The organism is Trichodesmium erythraeum IMS101, assembly GCF_000014265.1.
Classification (GTDB): Bacteria; Cyanobacteriota; Cyanobacteriia; order Cyanobacteriales; family Microcoleaceae; genus Trichodesmium; species Trichodesmium erythraeum.
Map to the genome: position 1 here is coordinate 3,984,658 of NC_008312.1, position 11,230 is coordinate 3,995,887.

Annotated in this window: 7 protein-coding genes; 5 read left to right on the forward strand and 2 right to left on the reverse strand. The window is 32.6% G+C overall.

Features of this window, described 5'->3' with window-relative positions:
- Window positions 1–317: 317 nt before the first annotated feature.
- Complete coding sequence (locus tag TERY_RS12360; RefSeq protein WP_011612144.1) at window positions 318–2,396, reverse strand: SUMF1/EgtB/PvdO family nonheme iron enzyme; 2,079 nt, start codon at window positions 2,394–2,396, stop codon at window positions 318–320.
- Between the two features lie 376 nt (window positions 2,397–2,772).
- Here TERY_RS12360 and TERY_RS25265 point away from each other — a divergent pair, with 376 nt between their 5' ends.
- From TERY_RS25265 to TERY_RS12375, 4 genes are all read left to right on the forward strand, one after another.
- The gene (locus TERY_RS25265) at window positions 2,773–3,273 is read left to right on the forward strand and encodes an AAA family ATPase (protein WP_196797010.1); all 501 of its coding nucleotides are present in this window, start codon (window positions 2,773–2,775) and stop codon (window positions 3,271–3,273) included.
- Between the two features lie 126 nt (window positions 3,274–3,399).
- Complete coding sequence (locus TERY_RS35040; RefSeq protein ID WP_052845787.1) at window positions 3,400–3,579, forward strand: hypothetical protein; 180 nt, start codon at window positions 3,400–3,402, stop codon at window positions 3,577–3,579.
- A gap of 229 nt (window positions 3,580–3,808) precedes the next feature.
- Window positions 3,809–4,210: an FAD-dependent oxidoreductase gene (locus TERY_RS12370; RefSeq protein ID WP_011612146.1), complete on the forward strand. Its 402-nt coding sequence runs from the start codon at window positions 3,809–3,811 to the stop codon at window positions 4,208–4,210.
- Between the two features lie 658 nt (window positions 4,211–4,868).
- Window positions 4,869–5,942 (forward strand): hypothetical protein, encoded by a 1,074-nt coding sequence (locus tag TERY_RS12375; RefSeq protein ID WP_011612147.1) that lies wholly within the window; start codon window positions 4,869–4,871, stop codon window positions 5,940–5,942.
- Window positions 5,943–6,195: 253 nt separating this feature from the next.
- Here the strand turns inward: TERY_RS12375 and TERY_RS12380 are convergent, their stop codons facing one another.
- The gene (locus TERY_RS12380; RefSeq protein ID WP_011612148.1) at window positions 6,196–8,334 is read right to left on the reverse strand and encodes an amylo-alpha-1,6-glucosidase; all 2,139 of its coding nucleotides are present in this window, start codon (window positions 8,332–8,334) and stop codon (window positions 6,196–6,198) included.
- A gap of 1,928 nt (window positions 8,335–10,262) precedes the next feature.
- On the opposite strand from TERY_RS12380, the gene TERY_RS12390 reads away from it, so the two are divergent.
- A complete protein-coding gene (locus tag TERY_RS12390) occupies window positions 10,263–10,517 on the forward strand; it encodes a hypothetical protein (RefSeq protein WP_011612149.1) in 255 nt (84 codons plus the stop codon).
- Window positions 10,518–11,230: the final 713 nt, after the last annotated feature.

Consider the following 11,230-nt stretch of genomic DNA (forward strand, 5'->3'; position numbering starts at 1 on the left):
ATATGTTAAGTCTTTATTCTTTGGTTAAGTCAATAGCTCTCTCCAAAAATACTAATTTGATCACTGTAGAAAAACGATTTGAGAACTTGTTCTGGAGAATTCTAATGCTCTCTTACAGCATATTTCAGGTTAATGAGGTACCTCTAAGCAGGCAAGGTGCGCGCACTACTGATTTTTATCTAAATACAGCTCGACATCATTTTCCTGAAATTAGCTGTCATTGAGATGCATATTATCTATTCAACACAAATATTGGTAAAAAATTCGACCCACCAGAGGCAAGGCTCAATAGGGCAAAAGGGAAAAAAGGCAAAGGGCTATTGAAGAGTCTTGGGGGGAACGATCACAACACGAAAACCAATAGAGTAGGAACTCTGGTATGATATATAGCTGCTGCGTGCCGCAGAGCGACATGAACTAGGAGCGGCCTGGCAGTATCCGCCACGAATAACTTTTCTGTCTTTGTCTCCATCAAAATTATCATTACACCATTCGTTTACATTCCCGTGCATGTCATATAAGCCAAAAGCATTAGGAGGAAAAATTCCTACATCTGTTGTCCGTTCTCGATATGCTCCTTGTGGTTCATTAGCATGAGTTTCCCTCCCGTTAAAGTTAGCTAACTCGGACGTTATGGTTTCTCCAAAATAAAAAGGTGTTGTTGTTCCTGCACGACAAGCATATTCCCATTCTTCTTTTGTTGGTAGCCTAAATTGCTCCCCTGTCTTCTTGCTCAGTCTTCGGCAAAACTCTTGTGCTTCAGACCAAGTTACTTTCTCTACTGGTAGTTTTTTTCCTTTCCAGTTTGAAGGAGATCCATCCAATTCTGTTCCAATTTTTTCAAGGTTGGCCACTGCGTCCCATTGTTCTTGGGTAATTTGATATTGGCTCATCCAAAATTCTTCTACTTTGACTAATTTTTGCCCGTATCCTTCTCCCATCATATATTCACCTTTTGGGATGGGCACTAAAGAGAGTTTTATTGATCCAGCAATTACAATTTCTCTGACAAATACACTAAATTGATTTCTGGCTATTTCTTTTCCTTGAGCATTTACTGTTACCGTTTCTAGTTGTTGAATTGGTAGTAGTTTTTCCGGTTTTTTGCTTATATTAATCATTAAATTTATATTGTACCACCATAATTCTTCTAGGCTAAGGAATAATCCTTGTAATGGTATTATGGTTTGAATTGGGTTGCTAGAAATGTTAAGCTTTTTGAGACTTTTCATAACTGTAAATGGTCTCAAATCTGTGATTTTGTTATTTTTCAAATCAAGCTCTATGAGTTTATTAAACTGTCGCCAATAGCTCTTGATATTACCTATTTGATTATTTCTCAAAATTAAGTTTTTTAAGTTACTAAGTTTTTTTAAACAATCAATACTTTGAATTTTATTATTAGCCACTGACAAGTATTCTAAAGCTGTCAATTGGCTAAGAGGTTGTAAATCAGTTATTTGATTATCGTCTAGTATCAATTTATTAAGATGCTGCAAATTCGCTTGTTTGACAAATTTTAAATCTGATAAATTATTATCAATTAAGGTAATTTCTCTTAACTCTTTAAACTGAGACAATAAAGTTAAAGGCTGATAGCTACAAATATAATTAAACACCTCTTTTCCAATAATTGTTAAATGTTGGAGCTTTTTATAATTATTAATAAATTCAAGTTTTGTAATACTATTTCTGCCAACAATTAAAGTAGTAATATTAGGAAATTGTTCAACCCCTTGTAAGTCTTCATTAGTCAGAGTACTGTTACTTAAATCTAAAATTTTTAAATCCAAAGCTCTTTTTTTATCTATATAATCTATGTCAACATAACTCCAATTGTTTTGAGCATAAATTAACTCTTCTAACTTCAGAGTTAAGAAGTCGATAGGTTCTTCTAAATCTAAAACCTCTAATGATTCATTAATTGACTCTAACTTTCGCCATTCTAAGTTATCCTCTATTATATTATTATCCTCAGCAGTTGAAGTTAGGTAATATTGTGCTAATTCCTGCTCAACTTCTGGATGATAAATTTGTGCTTTATTTTCTAAGCTAGTATAGTGAATCTTAAACACTTCTTGAATTTGGCTGTTACCTTTTTCGTTTTTGATATCTATAGCTATTACTTCCTTTTCTCCATTATTTTTATCCCTCAATACATCTCTTTGGAAGACATTAACCTTAATTATTAAAACCAACTTTGAACCAATTTTTTGCTTCTTAACTATGACTTGATTATCTTCATTAATCTGCAACTTTTTGAGCTCAGGATAAGCCAGGACAACTTCGGCAATTTCTCCTCTTTGGGAGCAATATTGGGGATTAAAAGGATACAATTCTAGCTGATAAAGATTATCTGATGAATTTTCATTACTCGATTTACTCAGTTCTAGCAATAATAAATGCTCAGTTTCTTGTGACTCAAACTTACTTGGCTTATTCCAGATTTGTCTTTGAATTGTTAATATTTACTTAAGATTATTTCCAGTAAAAAAGCAATTATTTTTAAAATACTATAGTAACATTAAATAAGTTGTCAACCAAACAGTAAACTGAAGATTTGAACGACTAAAATTTCCTGAATCATATCTCATAATTATAAAATTAAGCTATTTAGATATCATGCTCCAAATGCTCTCACCGTTGAAGAGTTTCTTAATAGTTATTTTCAAGATAATAATTTTGAAATTATCCTTTATTATAATCAACTAGAAGGCTACAGATTTGAGGGTAAAAAAAATGGTCTGACAAGCTATGAGAAGTTTTATCAAATTGTCAACTAAACCTAAAAGAATTTTCTTTTTTGTCCGACCTACAGGAATGGGAAAAACAGAGGTAGCCAAAGCCCTGACAGAGTTAGTTTTTGGTGATGAAAAAGCCTTCGCACGTTTCGATATGAGCGAATACAAAGAACAACATGCCGCAGAGAAACTAACTGGTTCGCCACCTGGTTTTGTTGGTTATGGTGAAGGAGGAAAACTCACTAACAGAGTCTTAGAAAATCCTTATTCTATTTTACTTTTTGATGAAATTGAAAAGTCTCATTCCACAGTTCTTGATAAGTTTTTGCAGATTTTAGAGGATGGTCGATTAACAGATGGTCAGGGTAAGACTGCTTATTTTAATCAGTCAATTATTATATTTACTAGTAATATTGGAGCTTCTAAGTTATTGCAAGAAAAAGCTAATTTACAAACTAAAGACTATACCGAAATTGAAAGTTTTTTTAAATATAAAGTCAGAGATTTTTTTCTAGAAAACAGCCGAGCATAAATTTTTAATCGCCTAGGAGAGAATATAGTTGTCTTTGATATTCTAAGGCTTGATCATATTGTCGTAATTTGTCATAAGTTTCTGAATTACTTTGATAAAGCTGCTTTTAATAAATATCAAATTAAATTGAAATTTAATAGGAATATTGATGACTTTTTAATAAAAGAAATGCAATCCTATGAAATTTTTTTTATGGGAGGAAGAAAAGTTAAAAATCTTTTAGAAATATATGTTAAACGTCCCTTTAATTATTGGTTATTTGCAAGATTATCTGAGATTCCAAGTTTAGAAAACAGTGAGTTATAATTGTCTATTGAACGTCAAAAATTAATTGTCAAGGTTAATAAATAAAATCAGAAATGCAGGAGAGTAATTAGGTAAGCATTCCGCTATTCAATGCTTACCTTTATTCTTTTTCTGAAAAGTTGCGCCACAATATGTATAAGAGTACAAATTACCAAGTATATGGTTGACTTTTTATGATGAATATGGTAATTAAAAAAAATCCCCAAACTCTCTATCTAAAACAACTACCATGACAAAACTAGATTACGACTTAGTTATTGTTGGTGGGGGCATTGCTGGGACTGCTCTAGCTTGCGCTCTGAAAAATTCTGGTTTAAAAGTGGCATTAGTTGAGACTAAACTTAAATGTGTAGCTGCCAGAAAAAAACTTGCTTATAACCTTTCCTTAATTTCAGGCAGAATATTGGATGGCATTGGAGTTTGGCAAAAAATTTTGCCCAAAATTACTACATATAGGCAAATAAGTCTTTCTGATGGTAACTATCCCCATACTGTTCAATTTTATCCTAATTATTTAGCTATTAGTGGTGAGAAACAAACCTCAAAAGAGGGGCTAGGTTATGTGGGAGAACATCAAGTTATGCTGACGGTAATGCAAGAGTTTTTGGCGGACTTTGAGCAATTTACTTAGTTATGTCCGGCAGAAGTTTTGCGGGTAAATTATCAATCTAATTTTCTATAATTCCTATCGATATTTGATAACAGGGCAGGACTTACACAAAGGCTCTAATTTTAGTAAAAATATTAGTAAAAATGTCTGAATAAATTACCAGAAATACATCATATATAGTAATACTGCGTAAGTTCTGTAAAGTATGGGTGGTGGTGTATTGTAATTATTTTTGTTGGGAGAACAGTGAGAGCATTTTGTTTCTATCTAGACATTATGGGAGTAGGACTACCAAATAATGTAGGTTTGAATGTTTAATGGCTTAACTCTCTTTGATCACTTTGCGAGGTCTCAATGGCTGAGAGCATTTCAGAGACTTAATTTCTATTTTTGGCCATAATTTTTAGTTACTGGCGCGAAAATCATGTTTATTGTAGGAGTCATTATTATTTTAATTGTTCTCTATACGCAACCTAAATACGCAACCTAAACATTGTGAGTTAAACTCTCTGCAATTTCACTTCACTAATCAAGGTTACTGGGGTATCTTATAAGTATTATTATTGTTTTTACAGATGAATATCAAAGATTATAAGCTATAAAAACAATAGATATATTATTGACATTTTTAAAATCATTAAATACAATATAGTTATAGATTAAAATAGAGGACGTAGTTATGTTTTTGAACCCTAGTATTCATCAACAAATCCACGATTTAGAATTGGCTATGGAACAGTTAGAATTACAGAAAGAAGCCATTGCATTTGCTAAGAAAATTGATAATGAAGTAGGTAAGATAACTGAGCGTTTAGAAGAGATATTTAAGCAGTTTCCTGACTATAAAAATATAGTTTCAAAGAGGTTAAGGTTTGGTGAAGTAATTATAGATGAGGATTTAAGTATTGAGGATATCAATGACGTTGATGCAGAATTTTACAGTAGTGAGGTTATTGAAGTAAAAGAGATAGAAAAAACTATAGAGACATCTGCAACAGATACATTACAACTAGGTGATTTGGTTGAAAATAATTCAAATGGAGAGAGACTTTATGTGTTGAGTTTAGATTGTAATCATAAGAAAAGAAATCCTTATTATATAGTCTGCGATGAGAATAGGATATTCAAGATAAAAGAAAAAAATGTATTATTCTTGGCTCAATCTAATGATGAAAAAATAGCCTATGTTTATAGTTGCGTAAAAAATCTACTCTTAAAAGCAACAGATAACTACAACTTAAGTCTTGTTTTAAATAATTTGACTGATGAGATTCAAACATCTGTATGGAAAACACTTACTATAGAGGAAAAAAATCACATTGAGTGCGTTCGCGCTTGTCCTAAACTACTTCCTGGAACTTCACTCAGAGAGGTGGGGGTATTAGGAAGTAAAGTTTTATATGTTGGTCATAATGAAAATAAGAAGAAAGAAGCTTATTACATTGGCTATTATCTGAATGGAGAGCATGTAGCAAAAGATAAGAGAGTTGTATTAATAGATGGAGATTTTAAGCCTACTGTTTGTGATCAGAAATATATTAAACCGTTGATGAAGCCTCAACCTGATGAGTTTGATAAAGTACATCAGGAAATGTTGATAGAATTAAAGTCATGGATGGAACCGTCGATATATGGTTTCAAGCCTTTAGTTGAATCTGATGATATTGTTAATGATAAGCATAACCAGAGGTCTCCTATATTATTAAAGTCCTTGGAAATTAGGATGAAAAAATGGCTAAAATTTCTTGGGTAGTCTTGTAGACGTATTGATATTTATAAGTCAGCTCCTTTCACTGTCAGGACTATAACTACAAAAATCACCACTACCTGCATTTTAAAACTTTTGAGCAGGTCATTTATCAGTTTTATTATACTATTATATCAGAGCATAATATAGTTGAATTTTTTTCAGAGACCAAAAATCAAAAAATCAGTGAAGCAATTGTTTGGTTAAAAAAATTACTTCACTGCTAAATACCACCTTAAATAAAGAGTGTCTCTTGATTTTAACTAACTTGATGAATGAGTGACCAAGCTCGTAAAACTTCTGCAACACTCCACGCTTGAGCAATACAACCACGAGGTGTTGTTGGTTCATTACCGTCAAAAATTTCGCTAATACTACCAATACCATGCACCATCAAATGTTTTTCCATTGGTTTCAATAACTCTTTAGCTTTTACTGGATCTTTATAAATTCGTAAATGGGCTATAACATAACTACCGATCAACCAACCCCAAACAGTCCCTTGGTGATAGGCCCTATCACGTTTCTCCATATCTCCTCCATAAATACCCTTATACTCTGGATCATCACTACTAAGACTGCGTAACCCATAGGGAGTTAATAACTTCTGAGTGCATATCTCCATCACTTGTTTTTCTTGTTCTACTGTCAGAAGGGGAGTATAACTATATTTTTGACTTATTGGTGGTAGTGATAAAGCAAATATTTGATTAGGTCGCAAAGAAGCATCATTACCACTAGGTGTATCTATGACGTCGTAACAATAACCACTTTTATTATTCCAGAAACGGGGAAAACCTTTATCTTTGATCAACCTTATTAATTGTTTGTACTTAAGCTCTCTCTTCTTTAACTTTTCGGCAAACCTATACATGATTTGCAAAGCATTATACCACAAAGCACTGATTTCAATTGGTTTCCCAATACGCGCTGTTACTGGCGAGTTATCAACTTTGGCATCCATCCAAGTAATTTGACTACCTGGTTCACCAGCAAAGATTAAACCATCATCAGTATCTAACTTAACGTTGTAACGAGTACCTTTAGAATAGTAGTCAATAATTTCTTCTAGTACTGGAAATAATTGTGCTAATAATTTGTCATCTTCGGTGGCTTCATAATACGCACGAATGGCTTCAAAATACCATAGTGTTGTATCTACAGTATTATAAGTTGGTGTTCCACCACTTTCTGGGAAGTTGTTAGGTAACATTCCCTCTTTGACATATTTGGCAAAGGTTTGAAGAATGGAACGTGCTACATCAAATTGCTTTGTACAGATGGTTAAACCTGGTAAGCTAATCATTGTATCTCGCCCCCAGTCTTGAAACCAATGATAACCTGCAATGATGGTTTTCCCTTCTGTATGTTCAGGAGATTTGCGATCAACTATAAATTGGTTCGCTGCTAATACTAACTGCTTGATCCATTCTGGTGTTCCTTTGTCATTAGCAGAGGATATCGATGCAGAGGATATCGATTTTTTCTGGGTTGATATTTTTGATGGACTTGATAGTGGATCAATTGTTTTTTTTTGTTGTACTTGGGATATTTGAGGGTTAGCAAATTTTTGTATGATCTTTTGTTCGTAAGCCAGACGAGATGCTAAAGCTTCTTCACCATTAGTAGTAGGATTTTCTTTTGTGCTAGCAACTATAGTTAGAGATTTTCCTACTTCTAATTGAGCATTGAGGGTGATAGCGTTTAGGTGGTCTTCTATTTCCTCTAGCCCCCGATATTTTTCTATTGCTAGGTTAAACCCGTAATACCAATTGTTAGCATGTGTACATACTAAGGTTTTTTCGTCTATTTGAGGATGTGTCAGTAGATATAGGGGTGTAGCTTCAGGAAAAGGTTGTACACATACCCCTTTGTTAGCTTTCTTGATGTTGATATACCAGTCATTTGCATTATTTGCATAGGTATGATCATGATGCTCTCTATGGTTAATTAATGCTTTTATAACTAAATTTAATGGTTCGCTACCACTGCGTAGGTTATAATGAATGTAAGTTGTATTTTCTCCTTGCTCCATCCAGATTCGTTTTTCTAATACTATGTCCGCAAATTTAAATTTCCATACTGCTATTGTTCCTTCTAGATAAAATTTTTCGACTTTTTTGTAACCTTCTGGATTTATTGATCCGTTTGCCCAACGGTTACAATATAGTGGGAAGTTTTGATTTTTATATTTAGCCGTTTCGTCTAATTTTGTTAGTAGTAGTGTACGTCCTAATGGGGGCTGGAGAGCTGCTATTAGTAGTCCGTGATAACGACGAGTTAGGAGTTGGGCTATGGTACTGGAAGCGTAACCTCCTATTCCGTTTGTGACTAACCATTCTTGTGACTCAGCTATGTTGAGATTACTACAATTTTCTCGTTCAAAACTTATAACCATAAAAATATTACTTACTTACAATACATTTACATATAGTTGTTCCAGAGTTTTTTTTGACATCTTCCCCGGCTGTTAGACGCACTTAAACAACTGAGCTATACCTCCGATCCGGGTTGATATTGCGCAGGCTGCTGCACCCAGCACCTACCCCGAGCAGAGGTGAGTTACACTTGCCTCCACCTCTGTTTTTTATCTCCGAATACCGCTTTGTGATTAATCAATAAACTCAATTATAACATAATGTTTTTGAAAAAACAACTAATTGTATATAAAAAAAACAATTGGGTGATTTTTTTTACTCTATTTTTCTCTAATATATCTAGGTTTTTTTCTTTCTGATTATTTCTATCTCTTAGCTGCGAGTATTTTTTTTTGCACTTTTATTGTTACACTCTAAGGCTCTTATATTAAGTTAAATTATACTGATCATAATATTATCTATTACAATTTTTTTGGGAATGCAGTTCTTTTTTTTTTGAGCTTCACAATATCAAGATTCTACTTCTTTGATGTTGTTTTTGCTCAGGGATATGAAATTACTTTTTCTTTTTATCAATGAGACTTTTGAATGAGACTTTTGTTAGTTGAATAAAAAGTCATGTGTATAGACAGACTTCCCTCATTAACATCTTTATGTTATCAGATTTTTTTGTGATTGCCAAGTGTTTCTTCTTTTTTTGGTGCTTCATACAATGAGAAATAGATTGGGGTTTTCTTAGTGAATAGCTCCATCAGTTCAATGAGACTTTTGTTTATTGAATAAAAAGTCATATAAAGAAGCAAAGCTATTTTTATAGTAATTAAATCATCAGAAGTTAAATTTTTAAAATCCAAGTTTTTTTGAGCTTCAGGATAGAGCTTAAGAAAATAAAAAAACTCCTGGTCAATGACTAGATGTAGATGTGAATTTTGAGGTTTGCGATCGCTGAATATTGATAGTTTAGTTTCTCAGAGTAGGTTGATGTGCTTTAGGTAAGAAAAAAAAAGAGATTGAAGTTCCCTTGGTCGATGGTTCCATAAGTTCAATGGGATTTTAGGTGAATTGAATAAAAAGTCATATATAGGGGTAAGTTAATCCTTATAATAATTATATCATCAGAAGTTGAATTTTTTAAAATCCTACCCTTTAAAATTTTCTTTTGGGTGCTTAAGAAGATGAAAAAAAGCTAGTCAATGACTAAGGCGGAATGTTGATGGCTTAGTTTTCTCAGAGCAGGTTGGTATGCTTCAGAGAATGAAAAAAAAAAGATTGAAGTTCCTTTGGTCGATGCTTCTATCAGTTCAACGGGACTTTATGTTAGTTGAATAAAAAGTCATATATATAGTCAAGTAGACCCCTATAATAATTATATCATCAGAAGTTGAATTTTTCAAATCCTACCGATTGAAGTTTTTGTTTTGGTGCTTAAGAAAATGAAAAGCCTATTCCATGACTAGATGTGAATTTTGAGGTGTGCGATCGCTGAATATTGATGGTTTTGTATTTTATCATCAGCCTTTTGAGCTTATTGAGTTATCAGTTATATTATGTGTGCTTAAATAGTTACAAATAACGAGTATAGCCAGGAGTTAAAAGTTAGGAGTCGAGAGTTAGGTAGGTGGAGGTATGGGAGGAAAGAGGAGAAAAAGTAAAGTATAAAAATTTTTTTTGAAAACTAATTAAGTAGATATAATATTAATTATTTATTTGAAAAAAATTTGAAAAAAATAAGAGAATGAAACGAATTATTTTTACCTGTCTAATAGGAATAATAACCCTAACTACAACTCCCCTAATATTGTTACTATTACCACAAGGTAGTTATGCTCAAACTTGAAATTCTCAGGCAGAAAAATTAGATAAACTACTAAAAACAGCACTGTAACAAATAGGGCAATACCAATATCAGAAGTCTATAGAAAGGTTTCAACAAGTTTTAGTTATTCCCATGAAAATTCTAGAGGGAGAAAAGGAGGCGATGGCTGACTTTGGTATTGGTTATGTTTCCGACAAAATAGGTCAACCCCAAAAGACATTAAAATATTATGAAAAAGGTTTACCCATTTTGCCAGAAGTGGGCGATCGCTCAGAAAAAGCTACTACTTTGAATAATATTGTCGTAATTTACGGAGATAGTAACCAAGCAGAAAAAAACTATAAACAACTAGAAAAAGTCATTTGGGAGGCTAATTTCTTCTTCTAGCTGATAGCTGATAACTGACAGCTAAATGTTGACAAATCATGAATTAATATATTTTATCTGTGAGGGATAATCTTGTCAATAATGGAACAACCCACTTGGGAAAAGGAGAATTATGAATGTCTTGTTTATCAAAGAGAATTAGTAATAACCAGAAAAAATTAAAGAATGATAAAACCAAAGATATGATTGATAAAATGTTGCTAGAAAAAATTAGCTATTGTAGAAAGGTTTGTAGACGTCAATAATAGATATACCAAGATTTGTAGATTAGTATAGATAGGTTGTCGGCTAGAATTTATAAATTTTCCCGGATAATAAGTATAACAGAAAGGAGGCTTACTATAGTGGGTATGTCTATATTTAATGATTTTAGTAGACTAGCACTGAGGAAAGTTCATCTCCAGAAACTTAACTTTATTATCCTATTTGAATTTCTTAATATTACGGGAGCAGAACTACTAAAATTTGTCAAATATCCCAGAAGTACCTTTTTTAATTAGTTTTTATCGTTTGAAATTTCCTATTGCTATTTTACAGATAATTAAACCTATCTGCTTATTTGTAAATTTGTAACATTATTTTTTTACTTTTGGTGTTATGTCTACTTTGAAGTATTATAAGAAACTAGATCTATAAGAGATATATCTTATAAAATTTGTGAATAGTAATGCTATATTTGGTTGTCATCTCCCCCGGACCCCCGAGCCTCTATT

Bases quoted from the DNA above. Each gene is read 5' to 3' on its own strand.
- TERY_RS12370 (WP_011612146.1), top strand. From the start codon at position 3,809: ATGACAAAACTAGATTACGACTTAGTTATTGTTGGTGGGGGCATTGCT.
- TERY_RS12375 (WP_011612147.1), top strand. From the start codon at position 4,869: ATGTTTTTGAACCCTAGTATTCATCAACAAATCCACGATTTAGAATTG.
- TERY_RS12380 (WP_011612148.1), bottom strand. From the start codon at position 8,334: ATGGTTATAAGTTTTGAACGAGAAAATTGTAGTAATCTCAACATAGCT.
- TERY_RS12390 (WP_011612149.1), top strand. From the start codon at position 10,263: ATGAAAATTCTAGAGGGAGAAAAGGAGGCGATGGCTGACTTTGGTATT.